Genomic DNA, 22,223 nt, shown 5'->3' with positions numbered 1-22,223 from the left:
CGAATTAAGAAAGGAAAAGAATTTAACTCAAAAGGATTTGGCTGAAAAATTATATGTATCAGATAAAACAGTTAGCAAATGGGAACGTGGAGTTTCCCATAGTTAAAGATACCACACCAAATATGATGAACCCACGCTTATACACTACCAGCTATAATAAGCCGTAAGGACAGCAATTTGACACTGCTGTCCTTTCTTTATATAAAATTGCAGTACACAGAAAAAAGCTGTAAAATAATAAATATATTTGTCCTTGTAACAATTCTCGGACATTTGCCTGTTATACTATCTGCAAAAAGAAAAGGAAGTGACAATATGAAGCAGATTTTAATTGTCGAAGACGATAATCTTTTGAATAAAACGCTTACTTATAATTTGGAATTGGACGGTTACACAATAACTTCTGTTCTGAATGCAAGGACAGCCGCTGAATCATTAAAAACAAACATTTTTGATTTGGTATTGCTGGATATAAATTTACCAGACGGAAATGGTTATGACCTATGCCGTCTTATCAAGCCAGAGCATCCTGATACAGTAGTTATATTTCTAACTGCCAACGATCAGGAAAGCGATCAGATACGAGGATATGAAGCTGGTGCAGTGGATTATATCACGAAACCTTTTTCGATTAGTGCTTTGCAGCGAAAGATCAAAGCCATGTTCGCTATGTTGGAACATCACAAACCAGCTAAGGATATTTACGAGGATGGTAGCCTGTTTCTGGATTTTTCGGAACAATTTGCAAGTTTGAACGGGAAACCATTAGCGCTTTCTGCGATGGAATATAAAATGCTGAACCTATTTCTTAAAAATCCGAAGCAGGTACTTACCCGCCAACAACTTTTGGAAAGGCTGTGGGACATTGATGAAAAATATGTAGATGAACATACCCTTACTACTTCTATCAGCCGCATTCGCAGTAAGATTGAAGCGGATGGCGACACATATATCAAAACGGTTTACGGTATGGGGTATCAATGGACAGGAGGCGAAAAGAAATGAAACTGAATAACCTTTCTGCTAAGAAAATTTGTAGACTGATTAGTGCTGGCATGGTTTTCTCTATGCTGGTAATTACCGGTATTCTCGGCGGTATAATGCAGGATATACGAATTTTCATAGCAGGTGGAACATTGACACTCTGTGCATTTTTCTGGATTTGGCTATTGGTGCTGTCTTTTGGAAAACGCCTTTCTCATTTTACTTCTAATTTGTGCCGGACGCTGGACAACATGATTGATGGAAACGAGGAATTACAAAAGTCAAATGATAGTGAAACTCTTTTTGCCCGTATCAACCACCGCTTAATCCGGTTGTATGAGATTATGCAGGAAAATCGGCACAAGGTAGACATGGAACGACAGGAGCTTCAAATGCTGATTTCTGATATTTCGCATCAAGTCAAAACGCCTGTCAGCAATTTGCAAATGGTAACGGACACACTTTTAACAAAGCCTGTTTCAGAAGAAGAACGGATGGACTTTTTGCAAGGCATACGCAGTCAGACTGATAAACTGGATTTTCTGTTCCAAGCACTGGTTAAAACATCCCGGTTAGAAACCGGAGCAATACGATTAGAAAAGAAAGACAGCAGCTTATTCCATACGCTTGCACAAGCTATGAGCAGTATTGTATATGCCGCAGAGAAAAAAGAAATTGCTGTATCCGTGGATTGCCCGGAAAATTTGATAATCTCCCATGACAGCAAGTGGACAAGCGAAGCCCTTTTCAATCTGCTGGACAATGCAGTAAAATACACTCCGTCAGGTGGAAAGATTTCTGTATCAGTGGTTCAGTGGGAAATGTACGTAGAGGTCAAAGTGACCGACACCGGCAGGGGCATTTCAGAAAGCAATCAGGCTGCCATCTTTCGGCGCTTCTATCGTGAGGAAGAAGTACACGATCAACAGGGTGTGGGAATAGGTTTGTATTTGGCTCGTGAGATTGTAACAAGGCAAGGGGGCTATATCAAGGTCGTTTCAGAGCTGGGGCAAGGCTCAGAATTTTCTATTATGCTTCCTGTAAGGTAAGATACAGCCACTTTTTTTGAAATGTCCGAGCGTTGTAACATTTCATCTCGATTTTCGATAAAAATTTTTCCTACCTCGGACATTTGTGTAACATTTGTGGTTTACAATGACTTCATCAACAGGTAGAAAGCCTTGAAAGGAGCATTTGAATATGAGCATTTTACAAACAATCGACTTAAAGAAGTATTACGGCACAGAACCAAACATCACTCGTGCCCTTGATGGTGTAAATTTTACTGTGGAACAGGGAGAATTTGTTGCCGTAGTTGGAACTTCCGGCAGCGGCAAGTCTACGTTACTCCACATGATGGGAGGACTTGATACCCCCACTTCCGGCAGCGTGATTGTACGGGGGGAAGAACTTGCGAAAAAGAATGATGATGAATTGACAATTTTCCGCCGTCGTAACATAGGGTTTATTTTCCAAAACTACAATCTGGTTCCGATTTTGAATGTATATGAAAACATCGCCCTGCCTGTGGAATTGGATGGTGATACCGTAGATAAGAAATTTATGGACGAAGTTGTGTATATGCTGGCTTTAGAAGATAAGCTGGAAAATATGCCAAACAATCTTTCAGGCGGTCAACAGCAGCGTGTAGCGATTGCACGAGCTTTAATTACAAAGCCGGCGATTGTCCTTGCTGACGAACCGACTGGAAATCTCGACAGCAAGACCAGTGCAGATGTGTTAGGACTTTTGAAACGTACCAGCGGAGAATTTAATCAGACCATTGTAATGATTACTCACAATAACGAGATTGCCCAGCTCGCAGACCGCATTGTGCGGATTGAGGATGGCAAAATTGTAGGTTAAAGGAGGTGGGAATTATGAATTATCCTTTTGAAAATGATACAGAGAGAATAGAGAAAAGGATTGCTGAAAAGAGTGTATTCTCTGAAAAGAATAGGACATTTCTAATCAGAGTTATCATCTTGATTGCGGCATTTCTGTTGAGCTTTTCTGGTATTCTTTTGTGCAATGCAACGCTTAGTACGCAGCAGATCGCCCATGTAAATAATACAACTGAAGCAGTAGGAACTGTTTTAGGAATTGTTATTGTACTTCTTTGTACGGCAGGGCTGGCTGTCAAAAATATTCTTTATGTATCTGTACTGCAACAAGTACATGAATTTGCACAATTACGGGCAATCGGCGCAACATACCAGCAAATTAAATCAGTGGTCAAGAAAGAACGTGACAAAATAGCAAAACCTTGCATTGTGTTGGGAACAGTCATCGGTTTTCTGGTAAACATAGTTTTACCACTTCATTTTTACTGGATACCAAGCATTGTATGTGCGGTAATCTCCGGCATATTTATTTGGATTATCACAGCTTTGGCTTTTCAAGCACCAGCGAAAATGGCTGCATCTACATCACCAATAGAAGCACAACATACACAGGCAACAAACTATTTTAGAAGTGTTGGGGCAAAGCGTAAACTTACGCCTATAAGAATCGGGTGGATGTATTGTAGAGCCAATAGAAAGAAAGCTGCCTATACATTTTTATCTCTCATTATGAGTGGGATTTTAATGTTCGGTGTTTTTTCAATATTGAATGCGATAAATCCCGAAAGACTTGCGTCACAACCTTACCAGGGAAATAGTGATGTATTTGTACTACTAAATTCAACGGCTGATGAAGAATCCACCTATGATTTAATGAAATCTACACCATTTACAGAAGAAAAAAAGCAAAAATTGTATAACATTTCAGGTGTAAAAGATGTTTATGAATTGTATATGCTGGACGGCATTCTGACAAATTCAGAGGGGGAAAAATTTGAACTGTCCATTGAAAATGCTGTAAATCCAGAAACATTTAAAAATGAAATTGTTGAGGGTATGCAACCAAGTCATGAATTACAGAATGGAGCAATTCCTGTTGCTATCAATAGACAGTCTCCTTATTATCAGAAACTGAATATGCAGCTTCAAGTTGGAGATTATCTGCCGTATATCATAGATACAGGATATGGTCAAAAAGAAGTGGAGTTAGTTGTAAGCGGATTTGTAGAAAACAGCGATACTGGGCTTGTTATTTATACAAGTGGTGAAAATATGAAATCACTGTCAGAAATGAATTGTACGCTTGCATGGTATATTTGTTTGGATGATAACGGAAAAGACGTAGCAACAGAGATAATCAAAGAAATTTTTATAGATGACGACAGAGTTGATGTGTCTGTTTTGGCTGATGATGTTATGGCATTGGAAGATTACTTCCATAATGCGAAAGTCATCATTACAGTTTTGGTGGTGCTTATTAGTCTGTTTTCATTTATAAATATGCTGAATACCAGCATTACAAATGCCATTGCCAGAAGACACGACTATGCACTACTGGAAGCTACAGGTATGACAAAATTGCAGTTGCGAAAAGTACAGCAGTCGGAAAGTTTCATCTATCTGGTTGGAAGTTTTATAGGAAGCTGCATTTTAGGCATACCAATCGGATTGCTGCTTTGTACCCAAATATCAAAAATTCCCGGACTTTCATACTTTGAATATCACTTCCCAGTTCTTTTTGTGCTTTTATACTTTGCTGCGGTTGTGATGGTCTATCATGTAGTATCAGTATATCAAAAGAAATCTTTGCAACAGCACTCAATTATAGAGCGCATTAGAACGATAGGCTAAGTTTTAATAATCCGTCAGCTCCACAATTACATTACTCTGCTGATACAGCCAGTCCGTAAATTCTTTCGGGCTGGCTGTTCCTGTTTTTACAGCCTTTTTTCTCTGCAAGGCTTCTTTCTTAAAGTCGGAAAAGGCAGCCTGTATTTTTTCCAGACGGTCAGCCGGAAAGCCTGCGGTATTTTTTACCCGGTTTATTTTGTTGCGCCAGTTCTGGCATTCATTTTTATAAAGCAGGTCATAGTTATTTTCTCTTGCCCTTTCGTCAAATTCCCGCTTGTTTTGAAGCGCCTGTGCTTTTCGGCACTTGTCGCTGCACAGTTCATACCGCTGGCTCTTTGCCAGAAAATATTTCCCACAGACCTTGCACTGCCGGAAGCAAAGCCCCCAGTCATTCAGCCGGTTCAGATAATAGGTAATCAACGGGTAGAGGGACGCATAGGCAGACACACATTCTTCTGTGCGCCGGTTGTCCGGAAACCAGATGTCAAGTCGGGTATCTTCTGATGGTGCGCCTTTGAAATAAAGGCTGCCAGCTTGAAAATGTTTCGGTTTTCCTGTCTCCCTGTCAAAGCTCATGGATTCGTTTTGGAATACCCCGGTCAGTCTGCTCATTTTATCCATGAAGCGGTCACAGGCAGTGTTACGGTCACGGGGTTCTCTGGCAAGCAGATAGCTGTTCCAGATACGGAACGCCACATACATTTTCAGAGGGTCATTGCTAAGATATTTTCCCCAGAGAAATTCGCTTGCCGCCTGTTCCAGCTCCGGCTGTTTCCATCGGTTGGAGTGGAGGGCTTGCCGCAGCGGAGAAAGCCCGTATAAGTTCCAGTCTCTGTCCGTGTCACGCTCAAAGTTTATCAAAAAAGTTCCCAGCGGGCGTGTCATATCACAAAGCACCTCTGCGTTTTGGCTCCCGTTCAGCCGGAAGCGGATCTGCTGTTCTTCCCCAATCAAAATCCGCTCTTTCATTTTCTTCCTGTCCAGCGTCAGGACAAACAAAATCCTCTCAAAACATGGCTCATGCCGTATAAACTGATTCTCCATCCCTATCCCCTGCCTTTGTCTATGGTAATTATATAATTTAGTTATATCCGTTACACTCATGGTATCGCAGAAGCATTGTTTTGTCAAGGATAGTCCGCTATGATGATTGCAGTTGGTAATTTCGTGCCACACAGTACCTTGACAAGTGAATGACCGTCCAAAAGGGATATGACCGGCAGGAGAAGTGACGCATCCGGCGCACCAATGCAGGGAAACACCGCAGGAATGGGGCAGGAAAACGGATTTTGGGGAGAACGGCAACAGGAAGCATTTTAACCTATTTGATTTATGGGAGGAACAGAATGAACGATAAAAAGAGATTGAACAGCTATGAGGATTTACCGCTGGTTCTGGATGTAGCGGACATTCAGCGGATTATGGGAATTTCAAGAGCGAGCGCCTATGAGCTGGTACACACACCCGGCTTTCCGGCGTTCCGCAGGGGTAGGCTTATCAAGGTCAGCAAAATTGCTTTCTTTGAATGGATGGCAAAAGGCTCCGAAACCGTACCGAGAAGCGACAAATAAGCGTGAGGTATCATTCCCTGACTGCAATACTGCCGCACTTTCCAAAGGAGCATACAGAGGGAAAAAAACTTAAAAATGATACCGAAACGCTACACCAAAACAGCCTATCTGTGTACATCAGGTAGAAATGGAGAAAGGAGCCGGTTATGGCAAGAATGAGCAACAAGCGGCGGCTGGAATGGTCTTTCTTCTTAAATGACCGCAGCCGTATCACTTACAACGAACTGTGCCGGAAATGCCAGCACGAATGTAAACAGAGCTTCCGGGCGGTTGTGGTTGACTGCCCGAAGTATCTTTCCAAGCGTTCCAAGAAAAAGGACAAAACTGCCGGAAACGGCAAAATCCCTTAGGAACTAAGGGCGCACTTCTATACATAGTCTAAAGACCATGTATCGTGCGTCCTGCGGAGCTTACCTCTGCCGCTGATAAAATCAGCAATCCGAGGTCTGCGTTCGCTTTGCTCCGACAAGGTGGCTACACCCCCTTGCGCCGCTAAAGCGGCTATCCCCTGTGTACCCGCCGCAAAGAGAAATCCGCTTTGCGGTTTTCCCTTTTCATCGGGTTTTATAGAAGCACTGACACACGGACTGTCTGCGGATGGTCTTTCTTTATCTTATCAGCAAAGGATGTGAGAACATGGAAAAATCTTTGGAACAGTTGAAGCAGGAATATGAAAAAACCACTGTCCTGCTGGAACGGGAAAAACGGAAAATGCAGCGTTTGAAAAACCGGCAGGCGTATCTGGAAAGCGGTTCCCGGAAACAGAGGACGCACCGGCTAATTACCCGTGGGGCAGCCGTTGAGAGCATTGCGCCACAGACAAAGGAGCTATCCGAAGCGGAATTTTATTCCCTCATGGAAAACATTTTGAATCTGCCGCAGGCGGAGCATTTCATCCGGTCTGCCACTGAGAACCACGCCCGTATTTCCGGGCAGGAGAAAGGCGGTGACTAAGGATAGCACTTTATCATTTTTCAATCGCACAGATAAAGCGTAGCGCCGGTCAGAGCGCCATTGCAAGCGCAGCCTACCGATCCGGGGAGCGTCTTTACAGCAGCTACTATGGAGAAGTCAGCGATTACACCAAAAAGGGCGGCGTGATTGCTTCGGAAATCATGCTGCCGCCCCATGCGCCGGAAATATATCTTGACCGGGCGACCCTCTGGAATGCTGTGGAGAGCTGCGAGAAACATCCAAAAGCACAGCTTGCCTATTCCTTTGATATTGCCATGCAGAATGAATTGACGCTGGAAGAAAACATGGAGCTGGCAAGGAAGTTCGTGCAGGAGCAGTTTGTGGCAAAAGGCATGATTGCCGATCTTGCTTTTCACAACCCGGAGAAAGAGGACGGCGGCATCCCTAACCCGCATTTCCATGTGATGACAACCATGCGCCCTTTGAACCCGGATGGCACATGGGGACAAAAACAGCGGCGGGAATATCTTCTTGATGAAGATGGAAACCGAATCCGGGATAAAAACGGCGATTATATGTTTAACGCTGTCCATACAACAGACTGGCATGAGCCGGAAACGCTGGAACACTGGCGGGAGCAGTGGGCGGCTGCCGTTAATACAAAATTTGAGGAAAAAGGGCTGGATGTGCGTATCGACCACCGTTCCTATGTGCGGCAGGGGCTTGACCTGATACCTACTGTCCACGAGGGAGCTAATGTCCGGCAGATGGAAGCAAAGGGCATCCGCACCGAGAAAGGGGAACTGAACCGCTGGATTAAAGCCACCAACCGGCTTATACAGGATGTGAGGAAGAAGATCAAAGCCCTGTTTGTCTGGATGGCAGAGGTAAAAGAAGAACTTTCCAAACCCCAGACACCGAGCCTTGCCGACCTGCTGATCGCTTATTACAACCAGCGCAACGCAGGGGCATGGAGCAATAAAGCCAGAACCGGAAACTTAAAGCAGTTTGCCGAAGCCGTCAATTATCTGACGGAAAACAAGCTGCTCACATTAGAGGATTTGCAGGAGCGTCTTTCCTCTGTCAGTGAAGAATTTGAAGCATTAAGCGGCTCCATGAAAAAGAAATCTGCCCGGATAAAGGAATTGCAGGAATTGATACGGGAGGGCGAGAATTACCAGCGGCTAAAACCTGTTCATACGGAATTGAACAATATCAAGTTTAAGAAACAGAGGGAGAAATTTGAAACATCCCACGATGCGGAGTTACGGCTGTTTTATGCCGCCCGCCGTATTCTGAAAGAAAAACTGGACGGAAAACCCATTGCCCTGAAAGCATGGAAACAGGAATACGCACAGTTAAAAACAGAGTATGCCGAACTGTCTCCGCAGCACAAGCCGCTCCGGGAGGAAGTCATACGGCTGCGGCAGGTGCAGAACGCCGTAGATACCGCACTGCGCCGGAGGGAGCAGCCACAGGAAGTACAGAGAAAGAAACACGAGATGGAATTATGATATAATCGGCAGCTTTACCGCTGCCGGCATTTTTATGGAGGGAGCATTTGAATGTATTTGAAGCGGTGAAACAGTCTGTTACCACCCGGCAGGCTGCTTCATTCTATGGAATCCGGGTGGGGAGAAACGGCATGGTCTGCTGTCCATTCCACAATGACCGCACGCCCAGCATGAAAGTGGACAGCCGCTTTTACTGCTTCGGCTGCGGGGCTTCCGGGGATGTGATCGACTTTTCCGCTTTGCTGCATGGATTGGGGAAACGGGAAGCTGCGGTCAGGCTTGCGGAGGACTTCGGCGTTTCCTATGAGAAATCCGGCAATGCGCCGCCAGATAGGAAGCGTCACAACAGGTCACAGCCCCGACAAAAATCAGCGGAGCAGAGATTTCAGGAAACGGAACGGTATTGTTTCCGGGTGCTATGCGATTATCTGCGCCTGTTGGAGCATTGGAAAACAGCATACGCCCCACAGCCGCAGGATGCCATCTGGCATCCTCTTTTTGTGGAAGCGTTGCAGAGGATAAGCTACACAGAATACCTTTTGGATATTTTGTTATACGGAGAAATAGAAGAAAAAGCGGCGTTGATCGCCGCACAGGGAAAGGAGGTGCTGCGGCTTGAACAGCGAATTTCAGAGATTGCCGCTGGAAACGCAGGAAGCGGTCAAAAAGACGATGGACACAATGGAACCGGCGCAGACACCAGCAGAAATCCGGGAGACATTAGAGGGGACGCAGAAAGGCGGCGTGAAGAACAGCATCCGAAACTGCCTGACGGTGTTCCAGCGTGACCCGCTGTTTCGTGGGGCGCTGCGCCTGAACCTTTTGACGGAGCAGATTGACATTGTGAAGCCGCTGGGCTGGGAGCGCACCAGTACCACGCTGACCGACATGGACATGAACTACCTGCTTTTGTATCTGGAAGAAAATTACGGGCTTACCAGCGAGAAAAAGGTGCAGAGCGCCATCAAGATTGTTGCCAATGAAAACCGCTACCATCCGGTCAGGGATTACCTGAACAGCCTGCAATGGGACGGCACAGAGCGCATCCGTTACGCCCTGCATCACTTTCTGGGAGCCGATACGGACGAATACACCTATGAAGCCTTGAAACTGTTCCTGATAGGAGCCATCCGGCGGGTATTCAGACCGGGGAGCAAGTTTGAGGTCATGCTCTGTCTGGTTGGTGGTCAGGGAGCCGGGAAATCTACCTTTTTCCGGCTGCTGGCAGGTAGGGACGAATGGTTTTCAGACGATTTGAAGAAGCTGGACGATGAAAATGTGTACCGCAAGCTGCAAGGGCATTGGATTATCGAGATGTCGGAGATGATTGCCACAGCCAACGCCAAGAGTATTGAGGAAATCAAGTCATTCTTAAGCCGCCAGAAAGAAACCTACAAAGTGCCGTATGAGACACACCCGGCAGACCGGCTGCGGCAATGTGTATTCGGAGGGACGACCAACCGGCAGGACTTTTTACCCCGTGACCGCACCGGCAACCGGCGCTTTCTCCCCGTGACGGTGTACCCGGAACGGGCGGAGGTTCACATACTGGACGATGAAGCGGCGGCGAGGGCGTATATCGAACAGATGTGGGCGGAAGCCATGACGATTTATCGCAGTGGGAAGTATAAGCTGTCATTCAGCATAGAAATGAACCGATACCTGAACGCCCATCAGCAGGACTTCATGCAGGAGGACACACAGGCTGGCATGATCTACGCCTATTTGGAGGACTACACCGGTGACAGGGTATGCTCCAAGCAGCTTTATGAGGAAGCGCTGGGGAACTTAAATTCCCCGGCAGACTGGGAGACACGGGCAATCTGCGAGATTATGAATACCGGCATTGCGGGCGGCATTATACAGGGCTGGGCAGCCTACAAAAGCCCGAAGCGGTATAAGAAATACGGTTCTCAAAAAGGCTGGGAGCGTGTCAACCAAGACCCGCCGGAGGGGGACGGTTTTCAGGAAATCACGGAAGAAGAAGCCCGGCAAATGGAACTACCATTCTGAAAAGCCACCGGTTAACAGTTTGGTTGACGCTTCGGTTGACAGCCGGTTGACGGGGAAAAGCCTGATATTTGGGGCATTTCTCTCCTTTGTCAACCATGTCAACCAAGAAATCAAAGAAAAAGTAAAAAGTAATAATAGAGCGCCTGTGGATTGTTTTCAAAGTCTTTTCTGCCGGTTGACACGGTTTGGTTGACATGAAGACAGTCTGCGGCTGTAAACCTGCCTGACATTCCCTTGTCGGGCATATTTCATTTATGGAGGTAACTGCCTATGGCAAAAAGCAAAAACGAGAGCAATAACAAAAACAGCGGCACCCTGCTTACCGAAAAAGACGGCACCCAGTATTTTGTCATGGGGAAAGTCCGTATCAAGGTATCGGAGCATTTCGCACAGGATGGGAAGCCGCTTGACAGTCTGCTGGAAGATGTGATCCAGCACGCTGCCGCCGCTTCCTGAAAAAATACGGAATAACGACTGTCAATCAGCCCACGCTTATGATATACTTGTACCAGCGAGTATTGTATAAGCGTGGGTTGTTTCTTTTAGAAGGAGGATTTTTAACCGTGAAACAACCATACAATACAACGATTTATAACACTGCACTATATTTGAGATTGAGCCGTGACGATGAATTACAGGGGGAAAGCGGCAGTATCCAGACCCAGCGCATGATGCTTAGGCAGTATGCCGCAGAGCATGGGCTGACCGTTGTAGACGAGTACATTGACGACGGATGGAGCGGGACAAATTTCGAGCGTCCAAGCTTCCAAAGGATGATTGATGACATCGAGGACGGGAAAATCAACTGCGTTGTCACAAAGGACTTATCCCGTCTGGGAAGAAACTATATCCTGACCGGTCAGTACACGGAAATCTATTTCCCCAGCAAGGGAGTACGCTACATTGCCATCAATGATAATGTGGACACCATCAACGGAGAAAGCGAGCTTGCCCCGTTCTTAAACATCCTGAATGAAATGCACGCCCGACAGACCAGCAAAAAGGTCAAGGCTGCCATGCACACAAGATTTGCCAATGGCGCACACTATGGAGCCTATGCACCGCTGGGCTATGTAAAAGACCCGGACAAAAAAGGTCATCTTCTGATCGACCCGGAAACACGCTGGATTGTAGAGAAGATTTTTGATCTTGCCGTACACGGGAGGGGAGCCGCCAGCATTACACGGATTCTGGTGGAGGAGAAAGTACCTACCCCCGGCTGGCTGAACTATGAAAGATACGGGACTTTCGCCAATATCTACGCCGGTGCGCCTCCAGAAAAAGCCTATGCGTGGACGATTGCACAGGTCAAGAGCATTTTGAAAGAGGAAACCTACATCGGTCACAGCGTTCACAACAAGCAAAGCAACATTTCATTCAAGAACAAGAAAAAGGTGCGGAAGCCGCAGGAAGAATGGTATCGTGTGGAAAATACCCACGAAGCCATCATTTCCGAAGAAGTGTTCCAAAAAGTTCAGGAGCTGATTGCAAGCAGACGCAGACGACAGAAGAATGGCACAACGCAGATATTTTCCGGGCTGGTAAAATGTGCGGACTGCGGATGGTCATTGGCTTATGGTGTAAACAGCCAGAACAAAAATCCCTATGCACACTACCATTGCAGTAAGTACGGACAGGGATTACGCCAGTGTTCCATGCACTATATCCGCTATGATGTGCTGTATGCCTATGTGCTTGCAAGACTGCAATACTGGTCTATGCTGGCACAGAAAGACGAGGACAAGCTGCTGAAACGGCTGCTCAATGCCAGCGACAGAGAAAGAAACTCTGCGAAGAAAAAGCAGGCTGCGGAGCTGAAAAAGGCGGAAAAGCGTAAAGCCGAGGTTGACGGGCTGTTTGCTAAAATGTATGAGGACTGGTCTGCCGGACGCATAACCGAGTATAACTTCAATATGCTGTCCGAGAAGTACCAGAACGAGCAAAGGGAGCTTGAAACAAAAATAAGGCAGCTTCACGAAACGATGGAAGCCGCCGTACAGACCGCAGCGGACGCTGAAAAGTGGATTGCCCTGATGAAACAGTATGTCAACCCTGTGGAGCTGACCGCCGAACTTCTGAACACTCTAATTGAAAAAATAACCGTCCACGAAGCTGTCAAGGGCGAGGACGGAAGCCGTGAGCAGGAAGTAGAAATCTACTACCGCTTCATCGGCAAAATCGACTGACCTTTCTTTTTTACCAAACAATATCTTTAATTAAGGGAAACGGGTCTTAGTATGCCCAATGTCGTATTACTCATACCAATAGCTGATATATTAGATGTTACCGTTACAGAATTGTTACGTGGAGAAAAAATAGATACACAGAAAAATATTGATACAAAAGAAGTCGAGGAATTGGTAGTAGGCTCTCTCGATATGGCTGTTAGGAATTCTATTCATCAGCATAGAAAAAACTGGATATTAGCATATTTGCTATGCTTTTTAATATCTATTACAGAAATTATTATGTTAGTCGTATCTGGGAATTCAATAGCTGAGATGAAAGATGATATATTGCTGGTTACAGGGTTAATGCTTTTATTTGGTGCATGGTTTTGTTTCTTTGCCAAAGACATATTACCAACATATTATGATGCAAACAAGATAAATTATGTTTCACAAGGAATTTTTAGAATACATCTAGTTGGTTTATCCTTTAACAACGGAAATTGGATGTACATCTGCACAACTTTAAAAATATGGACACTTGCAACGGTTGTTCTATATCCTCTTGCAGGTATTATAATAATCAATTGTTTCAATATAGCTTTATGGGATATTTTGAATAAAATTTTCTTAATTATGATATTAGGTGGTATGGTAATTTCGATTTACATTATCGGGAAAAAATACGAATAATTAAATTACCTGTTATCGTTGTGGATAGTACTAATTTACAACATTCTTCATGGGAAATATGGAATGATGCAGAAGAGGTTGTGTTAAGAGAATTAGTGTACATTTAAAACGTGGAAAGCTCCTTCGAGGCTTTTTGCTGATTATAAAGAAAGTATATAGAAAATGCATTAATCATATGGTATGATTTGAACAAAAGATAGAATCTTATGAAGTAAGAAGAATATTTTTGATGAACGCAACTTAGAAGTTTCTGAATTAAGTTAATCGTGCCATATGGCTTGATTATAAAAGCAAAGATAAAAACGCAACGTACATCTTTGATGTGCCAGAGCCGGTAGGTAGCCCGGCCGTCCTATATAAATAGGGTAAGTAACCTGCCCCTCCGGGTTGTCCATTCTTTGTTCAATCAATTTTAGGAGGGATTCTTATGGACAAAGTAAATGGAAAGCTGACAGTATTTTTTGAGGAGCCGTTTTGGGTGGGGATCTTTGAACGCATCGAAGATGGTAAACTATCTGCGGCAAAGGTAACATTTGGTGCAGAGCCAAAAGATTGTGAAGTACAGGAATATATTCAAAAGTGGTACTTCAGTTTGAAATTCAGTCCGGTTGTTGAAACTGTTGTAAAGGATATCAAAAGAAATCCGAAACGGATGCAGCGGGAAGCAAAGAAGCAGATGCTGGAAATAGGCATTGGTACAAAATCGCAACAGGCGTTGAAATTACAGCAGGAACAGAACAAGCAGGAACGCAAAGAGAAAAGCCGCAAGAGAAAAGAGGCAGAAGAGCAGCGCATGTTTGAACTGAAACGGCGCAAGAAAAGAGAAAAGCATAAGGGACATTAAAGTCCCTTGGGCTTTTACTCAAATCGAAAAGTGTTGAATAAAGATTTCGGGAGGTGTTTCTATGAAGAAAAAAGTACTTGCAATTATGTTAGTTGCCGTATCAATCATGTTGATTTCAGCGTGCGGAAAAAAAGAAAAATTGTACGAAATTCCTGATTTATCGCAGTATAAGACAGATTATGTAGGAGATTCTTCAAATGTTATAAACATTGTAAGCGGTCAAGAGTATCCAGAGGGATACTCATATGACAGTATAGAGATACAGTCTGAAACAGAGCCTTATGGATTAACAGTTTTTCTAAAAGATGAGCCGTCGGCAGTCAAACTTGAAGATGAATTGCAGGTTAATGCAGATATGACATTTGACTTGATTGGTAATTTGGGAACAATTGATTATAAAACAGCAGATAGCAAAGAAATTATTGCATCATATGAACGGTGATATATTTTTAGTCAACTTTTAGACAATTTGAAGAGCGGAATATAAAAAGGCGTATGGAAGTTTTAAATCCATACGCTTTTTTGAAAAAAATTTATTTTTGAACAAGAGATTTGTAAGAACATATTATCTATTCAAAGACGGTTACAATTCTATATCATATGACTTTTTCTTAGTCCGAGCAGGCTGATTTCGCCGTATTTCCTGTTCTCTTTGATATTTAAGTTCCCATGCACGATGGGAGAAGACATCAGGATCTTCCACATTGAGATAATCCACTTCATTGGTTGCAATATCACGACGGTGATAGTCATAATACTTACCAAAAGTACCTTTGAGCTGCTCGATCAGCTTATCCCGGAAATCAGGACGTATATGGATTCTGGTGTCCAGCAATTCTGTATACTGTTCAGGTTCAGGACGAAATTTTTCTTCCCGGAAAGCAGCGGCGTCTTTTTCGAGCTGTTTTTTAAGGGAGATGTCCTGAGAATCAAGAATATCAAGATTGTTATTCATCTGGTCATATTTCTTGGATAGATTTATCATATCTTTATCAGTAGAGCATTGTGCCTGGAAGATTAGCTGCTCTTTCCTTGATTTCAGTTCTTCAATTTCTTCGGTAACGGTTGTAAGCTGCTGATTCAATTTTATATGCTGGATGGGATTCAAAATACTGGTTTTATCCTTTTGCACATTCAGTTTTTTCCGTTCCGTAACTTTAGCTTTGAGTTTCTTTTTAATGGTGTTGTATTTATTCAGTATTGGATTAAAATGATTCATCCAATCATGAATTACTTCTTTTTGCATCTCATTATGAAGTAAATGATATTGTGTAAAAATCATATGATTTCGGATAGTTTCCATTGTTTCTGCAATTACAGGAATAGAATGTTTGACAGCCTGAGCCAGTTTCGATACCTGAGTTTTTAATTCCCGGAGCATTTGGTTATCTGCACGAATCTGGCGGTTGATTTCACAGCGGTCAGCTATCATTCCTTTCTTTTCCATATTCTGGGCAATATAGCCTTCGTGGATGGTCGGCTGTTCGGTGATTCCCTGATCTGCAAAGCTGCGGTGATCAATGGATGCATTTATCTGATTGCGGGCAAGCATTTCATTTACAGTATCTGCCCAGTTTGCTCTCCAGATACAGAGTTGCTCATCACTGTTCCATTGTTCAGAAATAGGATTCTGTCTGCCGTAGCGGCTACTTTTAGGATGCTTGTCGATGCGGTCATAGCCCTTTTCCTGTGCGTCAGATGCGGTCATATAAATCTTCTTTTTTTCAACTTTATATCTGTATTGCTTTTCCCAGCCATCTTTTTGTGCAGCTTTGAATTCAGTAGCTGTAAATCCTTTTTCTTCCCCATTTTTTATACAGAGATATTCTTTTTCTGTTTTATACTGCCATGTTCCGTTTTCATTCAGTGGACGGACGGTAAGCAGAATGTGTGCATGAGGATTGTGTCCATCTGTATCGTGAATAGCAAAGTCAGCACACATGCCCATATCCACAAAATTCTTTTGAATAAAATTTTGAAGAAGAGAAATATTACTGTCCTTATCTAATTCAATGGGAAGTGCGACAACAAATTCCCTTGCCAGTCGGCTGTCTTTTGTCTTTTCAGCAGCTTCCACAGCATTCCAGAGTTGTTCACGGTCTTTCCATTCTGGTGGAGCATAAATGAGACCATGCTTTCTGGTATAGTCATGCTGAATACCATCGTAATCATTGTACATCCGGCTACAGCTCATATAAGCAGAAGCAGCAACAGCAGACCGACCGGAACCACGACTGACGACTTTAGCTTGCATATGATAAATTGCCATATCTGGCACCTCCTTTCGATGTTGCCTGCAACAGTGGATAAAGCCCTCGGCAGAGCGCACGAGCCCCGAAGGGGATACCACTGCCTGATTTATCAGGTGGTGAGTAAGTGCGCCCTTCGGGAGTAGAACTTGTGCGTTTACATTCCCCGTAGCCGGATCATCAGCTCCCGTTTCAGGGAATCTAAATCCATTTCTTTAATATGGGGAACAATACTTTCCAGAATTGCTCCTTCCTGGACTAATCGGTGTGTTCTGGCATCACGTTCTTTTTTGCGATTTCTTGCTTCGGCTTCTTCCTGGCGGTGTCTTGCCTGTAAAAGTACTTTTTCTTCCGGTGTCATGATTCTTTTATCTGCCATATCTGGCACCTCCTTTTTATGCCCGTATCCGGGCAGTTTTGGTTTTAAAATCTTTTGGTTTGGTACTATGGTTTTAGATAACTGACAGTGGCATATTTCTGGTAATAAATGAGGAAAGAGAGTAGTACCACTGTCAGTGAAAAATAAGCATTGCGTTATACTTCTTCGAGTCAATTCTGGTTGGGAGCATGATTGTTCAACAGGATTTTTTTCGCCTGTTTTAAATTAGCTGTTGCATTGTCCTGACGAATATTCCGGTTATTGATACGGACAGGAATACATCTCTCCAGAATACGGTCATAAATTCGTTTGTGTGCGATATCAGCGGCGTTATTCAGCTCTGATAAAGTGAGATTGGTCGTTATGATCAGGGGCTTTTTACTGCGGTAACGACTGTCAATCACATTGAATACCTGTTCCAGTGCAAAGTCAGAGTTCCGCTCAATTCCAAGATCATCAATAATCAGAAGACTGTAGCGGTTTAAGCTGTTGATGAACTGGTTTCTGTCTTCGAAATGCATTCCGGTAAGGGTATTCAGAATCCTGGAAAAGTTGGTCATCAGTACAGGAATGCCTTTTTCCAGAAGGGCATTGGCAATGCAGCCTGCAAAAAAAGATTTTCCAGTACCGACATCGCCCCAAATAAGAAGTCCGGAAGCGTTTGCTTTCATCTCTTCCCAGTTACTTACATAATTGTGTGCCAGTTTTATTTCCGGATTGATGCCGTTATCCCTGGTAAACGTGTAGTCATAGAGTGCTTTGTCCTGTAATCCACTGGTTTTAAGATGCTCTATTTCCATTTGTTTTTCATGAAGTTTTCTTTGGGCTTCTTCTTGCTCAAAGATTTCCTGCTGGCATTTACAGCGGATGGAAGGAATAAGAACCTTTCCCTGTAATTCATGCCTGCATTGCCTTGGCGTATTGCATTTGGAACAGTAGATCAGGTGGTCTGTTTCGTTAAAATATTCATCAGACTGAAGCTCTCTGTTTGGGGTTATAGCTGTTGGTTTTTCTATAAATTTTGTCATAATGTTTCGTATTCCTCACTTTCGTAATTTCGTTGCCGGGAAGCAGGATGATCCTGTCTTGCCCAACTGATGATGGTAGCTGCGTGGTTCTGATATTGCTTTCCGGTAGAAGCCATATAACCGGATAAGCGTTCAATATAATCCTTCCAGTCAGGGATTGTCTGCTGGATATCTTTCAGCTCTTTCTCTGACAGAAAAACATTTTGAAATTTTCCATAGGGTGAGAGTGGCTCTTTACTCCCTCTTATTGCTAAATTGTTCTTTTTTATCTCTTTCTTATTACCAGACAGTTTTCTGTCTGTATCAGGGAAAGAATCCTGTCTGTCAATAGGACAGTTTTCTGTCTGTCTTAGGGAAAGAAATCTGTCTGTATAGTGGATGGTTTCTTTTGGGAGTTTTACATAAATCCGATTGGGCTGTCCGGGACCCTGCCGTTTTCGGAAGATAAGTTCCTGTTTTTCCAGTACTGCCAGAGCAGTTTTAACCGTCATCTGGCTTTTGTGGAGAACTTCTGCCAGTGCTTCAATCGTAAAGTAAATGAACACATGACCATCTGTATCTGACCAGCCCTCATTTTTCTGGGAAAGCCTTGCCCGGTCGAGCAGGATAATATAAAGCATTTTGGCAGTTTCGTTTATTTCCATGTCCAGAAGGAAACGGGGAAACATCATATAAGATGGCAGGTTGGTGTCTGCTGTCAGAAAGTCAGTCATGTGTTCACCTCCAATCAAAAGGGTTTATTCTCCAAGAAAATCCCAGTCTACATCACTATCTGGCTGTGAATTTTCAGGTGTTGGAAAGGGCGCCCTGATTTGGGGCTCCCTTTGCACCAGGCCTGCAGTCAGTCCGGAAAGAAAAAGTGGCAATGACTGTTTCAGGCTGTATTCCACTGCATCTACAATTTGTTTCACAAAAAGTTCTTCCCGCTCTCTTGTTTCCAGATAAGGATCAGCCTGTGTGCGGTAGTAACGGTCAAAATAATCTACCAGTGCAAGAGAGATTACCTGACTGTAAGATTTAAAATCCTGCCTGTCCATCGTCTGTAAATATTCCCAGGCTCTCCGTTGCTGTTCTTTGTCCAGATTAAAACGCAGGTTTGTGTTGCGGATATTGTTCTGCATGGTTTATCCCCTCCTTTTCAGGCTCATATAAGCCAGAGATTCATAACCTTTGGCGGTGGCACAGATGTCATCAATGATAGTGACTCGTGATTTGTCATAAGCTCCGAAATTACGGATCAGGCATCCACCGCCGCAAACTACATACAGGCGCATTAGGTCAGGATTGTATTCATATTTGCGGAGTGTGGAAAAAAGTTCTGCCACATACTGTCTGGCAATAGAACTGATACAATCAAGATATGGTGCTGAAATGTCAGCTGTTCCAAACCGCAGAATCTGTTCTACTGTGGATTCTTCAATCTTCACTCCAAATTTGTCCAGAACAGCGTTCTTTGCAGTAATCATGCATTGGTTTACACCAAGTTTTTCTGTCCAGCATCGGCTTTCTTGCGCTTTCTTATTGTTGATATACAGAATGTTCATGGTTCCGTTTCCGATATCTGCAAGGAGATTAGTGCCCTTGAAATTTCCAAGGTGGTTTACAATAGCCGGATATCCCTGTGGGTAAAGGCTACATCCCACAAAGCGGAGATGATATTCTTTGCCGTTGAAACGGTAATGGACTTCTGGATTCTGGAGCAGATAGGAACGAAAAGCTTCTCTTTGATTTCTGATCCATGTCAGAGGAAGTCCAGCAGCCAGATGAACATCTGCTTCACGGATGGAAAAGACATTCAGTTCCCTTGCAATAGCCATTAGCGTCAGAAGATAATATTCTTCGTCCATAGCTTTATCCGGGATAAATTCTTTGTGTCCTTCGCCAATCCGGTAGTAAATGCCGTTATATTCCAGAATATTTCCGGTGAAGATTGGTTCTGTTTCATAGGCTTTGATTCCGGTTGGTGTGACTGTGTTTGCTGTTTTCATGTTGCCGTAGCCATGATCTACAGCGATGATTTTTGTGTTTCTGAGTTCTCGCATAAAAAATACCTCCGTTTTCGTATTGATTGATTCAGCAGGTCATACCGGTGTGGTACTGCTCTGCTGTGAGATAAGCATACGAAAATCGGAGGTAAAAGACATTGAGTGGAAATTGAGCTGGAATTGAGAAAAAAGATATATTGTGCGTACGTTCTTCATGTACTCTTGTTGTGATTTCATTGTTTTTTATCGTATAATATGGATACTGGAGGTGGTTTGGATGAAATACAAGATTTTAGTTGTCGATGATGATAAAGAATTGGTGAAAATGCTTTGTAGTTATTTTAATATGAAACAATATGAAACCATTACGGCTACAGATGGAATGGAAGCATTAAATAAAATAAAAATGAAACCGGATATTATTTTGTTGGATATCAATATGCCACGCATGGATGGGATTGAAGTATGTCGTCTGATACGCAGTAAAGTGTTATGTCCAATTTTATTTCTAACAGCAAGAGTTGACGAAGATGATAAAATTAATGGGTTGCTTTCAGGTGGGGATGATTATATTACGAAACCATTTAGTCTTCGGGAGTTGGAAGCGAGGATTGTTACAAACATAAAGAGAGAAGAAAGGCATCAACAAAAAACGGAATACCGTTTCATGGATGAAATGCTGATTGATTATTCTGAAAAAATAGTAGCTATAGCTGGACACAGGATGGAGTTCACAAAAATTGAATATCAGATTATTGAATTCTTATCCATGCATCCAGGGCAGGTGTTTGATAAAGAACGTATATATGCACAAGTCTGTGGATATGATGCGGAAGGGGACAGTAGAACGATAACGGAATTAGTACGGCGTATAAGGAAAAAAATAGCGGATTATTCAGAAAAAGAATACATAGAAACTGTATGGGGGATTGGATACCGATGGAAAAAATAAGAAACTTGTCACTGAAAAAAACAATTCTGCTTTATTTTGTGATCAGCTTAACGGCAGCATTTCTGTTATCTGGATTTACAGTTCATTTTGCAAGAAATATGCAGAATAAAATATGGGAAAAATATATTGATTATGCAGATTATACGGACGTGTTTCAGCAATATGGAAAGAAATACGAGATTGAGATATCAAGACCTAATCAATCACAGATGAATCGTTTGGACCATCATCTTTCGGAAATGTGTGACTTTATGGAAACATATTCGGTACTGATTTTTTCGATTGTTGGGAGTGTTGTTGCGGTATTCTTTTTTTATAAAAATAAGTTAAAGACACCTCTACAGGAACTAAAAGATGCCTCACAAATGATTGCAGATAATGAACTGGATTTTCATGTGTCCTATGAAAATAAAGATGAGATGGGAACTTTGTGTAAAGAATTTGAAATGATGCGAAGTGATTTATCAGATAACAACAGAAAGATGTGGCGAATGATTGATGACGAGAAGGCTTTGCGGAATGCAATTGCACATGATATACGTTCTCCACTTTCCATATTGCGAGGGTATCAGGAAATGCTCTTAGAGTTTGTTTCTGCTGAGAGTATAAAAACAGAGGATGTTATTGATATCTTACAAACAGGCATGTATCAGATTGACCGTATAGAGCATTTCACGGAAAACATGAGAAAAATGTCCCATTTAGAACAGAGGGAACTGCAATGCTCAGAGATAGAATTATCGGAACTGGCAAAAAAGATTGAGGCAGAAGCTGCCATGCTGTCCAAGAAGGAAAGTAAATTATGTAAGGTAGAAAGAGTGCAGGAACAAAACATTGTGAAAGTGGATGAGGAACTTGTCATGGAAGTGGCAGACAACTTACTGGAAAATGCGGTTCGATATGCACAAAAAAGTATTGTTTTGCAGATAAAGAAAAAGGATGGTTTTCTTATAATTTCTGTTGAAGATGATGGAATAGGATTTGTGGATACTGAGGAAAAAGTAACAGAACCATTTTATCATAAGAATCCACAAGATGATTTAAAGCATTTTGGCCTTGGTATGTATATTTCTCGTATTTTCTGTGAAAAGCATGGAGGAAATTTGAAAATATATAATGCCAGACAAGGCGGTGCTCATGTAGAAGCTCTTTTCAAAGCTGAATAAAAATACTTTATAAGGCTGAAATCACAAATAAAGTGGTTTTAGTCTTTTTTATTGTGAATTTATTGAG

The 22,223-nt window shown here is 43.0% G+C and carries 24 protein-coding genes and 1 pseudogene; 18 read left to right on the top strand and 7 right to left on the bottom strand.

The genetic code is table 11. The features are described 5' to 3' along the window. The 5 genes and pseudogenes from DWX32_RS20770 to DWX32_RS16575 form a co-directional block, all read left to right on the top strand. Window positions 1-97: pseudogene (locus tag DWX32_RS20770) on the top strand (helix-turn-helix transcriptional regulator); the annotation flags it as partial. A 218-nt stretch (window positions 98-315) separates the two neighbouring features. Further along, entirely contained in the window at window positions 316-1,005 is a 690-nt protein-coding gene (locus DWX32_RS16590; protein ID WP_019162604.1) for a response regulator transcription factor, read from the top strand. Then, window positions 1,002-2,033, top strand: a complete 1,032-nt coding sequence (locus tag DWX32_RS16585) for a sensor histidine kinase (protein ID WP_009260048.1) — start codon at window positions 1,002-1,004, stop codon at window positions 2,031-2,033. The genes DWX32_RS16590 and DWX32_RS16585 overlap by 4 nt, the downstream gene beginning before the upstream one ends. A 151-nt stretch (window positions 2,034-2,184) precedes the next feature. Beyond that, window positions 2,185-2,850 (top strand): ABC transporter ATP-binding protein, encoded by a 666-nt coding sequence (locus tag DWX32_RS16580; protein WP_009260049.1) that lies wholly within the window; start codon window positions 2,185-2,187, stop codon window positions 2,848-2,850. Window positions 2,851-2,864: 14 nt separating this feature from the next. After that, on the top strand, window positions 2,865-4,679 hold the full coding sequence (locus tag DWX32_RS16575; RefSeq protein ID WP_118617978.1) for an ABC transporter permease: 1,815 nt from the start codon (window positions 2,865-2,867) through the stop codon (window positions 4,677-4,679). Window positions 4,680-4,682: 3 nt separating this feature from the next. Here DWX32_RS16575 and DWX32_RS16570 read toward each other — a convergent pair whose 3' ends face one another. Beyond that, the gene (locus DWX32_RS16570; protein WP_118617979.1) at window positions 4,683-5,723 is read right to left on the bottom strand and encodes a DUF6076 domain-containing protein; all 1,041 of its coding nucleotides are present in this window, start codon (window positions 5,721-5,723) and stop codon (window positions 4,683-4,685) included. A gap of 302 nt (window positions 5,724-6,025) precedes the next feature. Here DWX32_RS16570 and DWX32_RS16565 point away from each other — a divergent pair, with 302 nt between their 5' ends. The 11 genes from DWX32_RS16565 to DWX32_RS16515 all read left to right on the top strand — a co-directional run bounded on the left by DWX32_RS16565 (window position 6,026) and on the right by DWX32_RS16515 (window position 14,839). Continuing rightward, on the top strand, window positions 6,026-6,250 hold the full coding sequence (locus tag DWX32_RS16565; protein ID WP_008368839.1) for a helix-turn-helix domain-containing protein: 225 nt from the start codon (window positions 6,026-6,028) through the stop codon (window positions 6,248-6,250). A gap of 146 nt (window positions 6,251-6,396) precedes the next feature. Further along, window positions 6,397-6,600 carry a hypothetical protein gene (locus tag DWX32_RS16560; RefSeq protein ID WP_004614949.1) on the top strand — a complete coding sequence of 68 codons (204 nt, stop codon included), beginning with the start codon at window positions 6,397-6,399 and terminating at the stop codon, window positions 6,598-6,600. Window positions 6,601-6,886: 286 nt separating this feature from the next. Next, entirely contained in the window at window positions 6,887-7,204 is a 318-nt protein-coding gene (locus DWX32_RS16555) for a DUF3847 domain-containing protein (RefSeq protein ID WP_009260053.1), read from the top strand. Between the two features lie 2 nt (window positions 7,205-7,206). Then, a complete protein-coding gene (gene mobQ, locus DWX32_RS16550) occupies window positions 7,207-8,679 on the top strand; it encodes a MobQ family relaxase (protein ID WP_118617980.1) in 1,473 nt (490 codons plus the stop codon). A 47-nt stretch (window positions 8,680-8,726) separates the two neighbouring features. Next, window positions 8,727-9,467, top strand: coding sequence for a CHC2 zinc finger domain-containing protein (locus tag DWX32_RS16545; protein WP_024730557.1), 741 nt, complete (start codon window positions 8,727-8,729; stop codon window positions 9,465-9,467). Continuing rightward, window positions 9,352-10,692 (top strand): virulence-associated E family protein, encoded by a 1,341-nt coding sequence (locus DWX32_RS16540; RefSeq protein ID WP_055270962.1) that lies wholly within the window; start codon window positions 9,352-9,354, stop codon window positions 10,690-10,692. The genes DWX32_RS16545 and DWX32_RS16540 overlap by 116 nt, the downstream gene beginning before the upstream one ends. Window positions 10,693-10,962: 270 nt before the next feature. Further along, window positions 10,963-11,148: a hypothetical protein gene (locus DWX32_RS16535; RefSeq protein ID WP_004849804.1), complete on the top strand. Its 186-nt coding sequence runs from the start codon at window positions 10,963-10,965 to the stop codon at window positions 11,146-11,148. Between the two features lie 107 nt (window positions 11,149-11,255). Then, on the top strand, window positions 11,256-12,878 hold the full coding sequence (locus DWX32_RS16530) for a recombinase family protein (RefSeq protein ID WP_024730556.1): 1,623 nt from the start codon (window positions 11,256-11,258) through the stop codon (window positions 12,876-12,878). Between the two features lie 51 nt (window positions 12,879-12,929). Continuing rightward, a complete protein-coding gene (locus DWX32_RS20260; RefSeq protein WP_243037616.1) occupies window positions 12,930-13,553 on the top strand; it encodes an XRE family transcriptional regulator in 624 nt (207 codons plus the stop codon). 427 nt (window positions 13,554-13,980) lie between these two features. Beyond that, a complete protein-coding gene (locus DWX32_RS16520; protein ID WP_019160999.1) occupies window positions 13,981-14,397 on the top strand; it encodes a YjdF family protein in 417 nt (138 codons plus the stop codon). 61 nt (window positions 14,398-14,458) lie between these two features. Next, window positions 14,459-14,839, top strand: coding sequence for a DUF4825 domain-containing protein (locus DWX32_RS16515; protein WP_118137847.1), 381 nt, complete (start codon window positions 14,459-14,461; stop codon window positions 14,837-14,839). 141 nt (window positions 14,840-14,980) lie between these two features. On the opposite strand, the gene mobQ (DWX32_RS16510) is transcribed toward DWX32_RS16515, so the two are convergent. From mobQ (DWX32_RS16510) to DWX32_RS16485, 6 genes are all read right to left on the bottom strand, one after another. Next, the gene (mobQ, locus tag DWX32_RS16510) at window positions 14,981-16,666 is read right to left on the bottom strand and encodes a MobQ family relaxase (RefSeq protein WP_118660635.1); all 1,686 of its coding nucleotides are present in this window, start codon (window positions 16,664-16,666) and stop codon (window positions 14,981-14,983) included. A gap of 137 nt (window positions 16,667-16,803) precedes the next feature. After that, window positions 16,804-17,025: a DUF3847 domain-containing protein gene (locus tag DWX32_RS16505; RefSeq protein ID WP_019161006.1), complete on the bottom strand. Its 222-nt coding sequence runs from the start codon at window positions 17,023-17,025 to the stop codon at window positions 16,804-16,806. A 170-nt stretch (window positions 17,026-17,195) separates the two neighbouring features. Next, window positions 17,196-18,053, bottom strand: coding sequence for an ATP-binding protein (locus DWX32_RS16500; RefSeq protein WP_118660633.1), 858 nt, complete (start codon window positions 18,051-18,053; stop codon window positions 17,196-17,198). Then, window positions 18,050-18,766, bottom strand: coding sequence for a replication initiator protein A (locus DWX32_RS16495; RefSeq protein ID WP_118660631.1), 717 nt, complete (start codon window positions 18,764-18,766; stop codon window positions 18,050-18,052). Before DWX32_RS16495 ends, DWX32_RS16500 begins: the two co-directional genes overlap by 4 nt. A gap of 24 nt (window positions 18,767-18,790) precedes the next feature. Continuing rightward, complete coding sequence (locus DWX32_RS16490) at window positions 18,791-19,174, bottom strand: adenylate cyclase (RefSeq protein WP_118660629.1); 384 nt, start codon at window positions 19,172-19,174, stop codon at window positions 18,791-18,793. Window positions 19,175-19,177: 3 nt separating this feature from the next. Continuing rightward, window positions 19,178-20,095, bottom strand: coding sequence for a ParM/StbA family protein (locus DWX32_RS16485; protein ID WP_118660627.1), 918 nt, complete (start codon window positions 20,093-20,095; stop codon window positions 19,178-19,180). A gap of 220 nt (window positions 20,096-20,315) precedes the next feature. Here DWX32_RS16485 and DWX32_RS16480 point away from each other — a divergent pair, with 220 nt between their 5' ends. Then, complete coding sequence (locus DWX32_RS16480) at window positions 20,316-20,990, top strand: response regulator transcription factor (RefSeq protein ID WP_014080778.1); 675 nt, start codon at window positions 20,316-20,318, stop codon at window positions 20,988-20,990. Continuing rightward, on the top strand, window positions 20,978-22,156 hold the full coding sequence (locus tag DWX32_RS16475; protein WP_118660625.1) for a sensor histidine kinase: 1,179 nt from the start codon (window positions 20,978-20,980) through the stop codon (window positions 22,154-22,156). The genes DWX32_RS16480 and DWX32_RS16475 overlap by 13 nt, the downstream gene beginning before the upstream one ends. Window positions 22,157-22,223 lie beyond the last annotated feature (67 nt).

Origin of the sequence: Blautia sp. AF19-13LB (genome assembly GCF_003479105.1) — a bacterium.
Classification (GTDB): Bacteria; Bacillota; Clostridia; order Lachnospirales; family Lachnospiraceae; genus Fusicatenibacter; species Fusicatenibacter saccharivorans.
Note: the sequence above shows the minus strand (reverse complement) of the source record. Positions and strands in the feature narration are given on the sequence as shown.

What these genes read in the sequence shown, in the direction of transcription:
- DWX32_RS16590 (WP_019162604.1), top strand. Translation starts at nt 316, where the DNA reads ATGAAGCAGATTTTAATTGTCGAAGACGATAATCTTTTGAATAAAACG.
- DWX32_RS16585 (WP_009260048.1), top strand. Translation starts at nt 1,002, where the DNA reads ATGAAACTGAATAACCTTTCTGCTAAGAAAATTTGTAGACTGATTAGT.
- DWX32_RS16580 (WP_009260049.1), top strand. Translation starts at nt 2,185, where the DNA reads ATGAGCATTTTACAAACAATCGACTTAAAGAAGTATTACGGCACAGAA.
- DWX32_RS16575 (WP_118617978.1), top strand. Translation starts at nt 2,865, where the DNA reads ATGAATTATCCTTTTGAAAATGATACAGAGAGAATAGAGAAAAGGATT.
- DWX32_RS16570 (WP_118617979.1), bottom strand. Translation starts at nt 5,723, where the DNA reads ATGGAGAATCAGTTTATACGGCATGAGCCATGTTTTGAGAGGATTTTG.
- DWX32_RS16565 (WP_008368839.1), top strand. Translation starts at nt 6,026, where the DNA reads ATGAACGATAAAAAGAGATTGAACAGCTATGAGGATTTACCGCTGGTT.
- DWX32_RS16560 (WP_004614949.1), top strand. Translation starts at nt 6,397, where the DNA reads ATGGCAAGAATGAGCAACAAGCGGCGGCTGGAATGGTCTTTCTTCTTA.
- DWX32_RS16555 (WP_009260053.1), top strand. Translation starts at nt 6,887, where the DNA reads ATGGAAAAATCTTTGGAACAGTTGAAGCAGGAATATGAAAAAACCACT.
- DWX32_RS16540 (WP_055270962.1), top strand. Translation starts at nt 9,352, where the DNA reads ATGGACACAATGGAACCGGCGCAGACACCAGCAGAAATCCGGGAGACA.
- DWX32_RS16535 (WP_004849804.1), top strand. Translation starts at nt 10,963, where the DNA reads ATGGCAAAAAGCAAAAACGAGAGCAATAACAAAAACAGCGGCACCCTG.
- DWX32_RS20260 (WP_243037616.1), top strand. Translation starts at nt 12,930, where the DNA reads ATGCCCAATGTCGTATTACTCATACCAATAGCTGATATATTAGATGTT.
- DWX32_RS16520 (WP_019160999.1), top strand. Translation starts at nt 13,981, where the DNA reads ATGGACAAAGTAAATGGAAAGCTGACAGTATTTTTTGAGGAGCCGTTT.
- DWX32_RS16515 (WP_118137847.1), top strand. Translation starts at nt 14,459, where the DNA reads ATGAAGAAAAAAGTACTTGCAATTATGTTAGTTGCCGTATCAATCATG.
- mobQ (WP_118660635.1), bottom strand. Translation starts at nt 16,666, where the DNA reads ATGGCAATTTATCATATGCAAGCTAAAGTCGTCAGTCGTGGTTCCGGT.
- DWX32_RS16505 (WP_019161006.1), bottom strand. Translation starts at nt 17,025, where the DNA reads ATGGCAGATAAAAGAATCATGACACCGGAAGAAAAAGTACTTTTACAG.
- DWX32_RS16500 (WP_118660633.1), bottom strand. Translation starts at nt 18,053, where the DNA reads ATGACAAAATTTATAGAAAAACCAACAGCTATAACCCCAAACAGAGAG.
- DWX32_RS16495 (WP_118660631.1), bottom strand. Translation starts at nt 18,766, where the DNA reads ATGACTGACTTTCTGACAGCAGACACCAACCTGCCATCTTATATGATG.
- DWX32_RS16490 (WP_118660629.1), bottom strand. Translation starts at nt 19,174, where the DNA reads ATGCAGAACAATATCCGCAACACAAACCTGCGTTTTAATCTGGACAAA.
- DWX32_RS16485 (WP_118660627.1), bottom strand. Translation starts at nt 20,095, where the DNA reads ATGCGAGAACTCAGAAACACAAAAATCATCGCTGTAGATCATGGCTAC.
- DWX32_RS16480 (WP_014080778.1), top strand. Translation starts at nt 20,316, where the DNA reads ATGAAATACAAGATTTTAGTTGTCGATGATGATAAAGAATTGGTGAAA.
- DWX32_RS16475 (WP_118660625.1), top strand. Translation starts at nt 20,978, where the DNA reads ATGGAAAAAATAAGAAACTTGTCACTGAAAAAAACAATTCTGCTTTAT.